Annotated in this window: 1 pseudogene; it reads left to right on the top strand. The window is 53.3% G+C overall.

The annotated features are described in order from the left end of the window. Nucleotides 1-240 (top strand): annotated as a pseudogene (locus R0J87_RS24215) (RND family transporter); the annotation flags it as partial.

Genomic DNA, 240 nt, shown 5'->3' on the forward strand with positions numbered 1-240 from the left:
CGATGCTAAAAACGCTGCCGCTGGCGCTGGTGCTGATCTCATTGCTGCTGATTTTCAGCCTGCGTTCCTGGCGTATGGGGCTTATCAGCCTGCTACCTAATATCGCTCCGGCGGCTATCGGCTTTGGGATCTGGGGCTGGTACAGTGGCGAAATTAACCTTGGCCTGTCAGTGGTCGCCAGTCTGAGTCTGGGTATCATTGTTGATGACACCGTACATTTTCTGGCCAAATATCAGCATG

This window comes from Halomonas sp. SIMBA_159 (genome assembly GCF_046536035.1).
GTDB lineage: Bacteria > Pseudomonadota > Gammaproteobacteria > Pseudomonadales > Halomonadaceae > Vreelandella > Vreelandella venusta_A.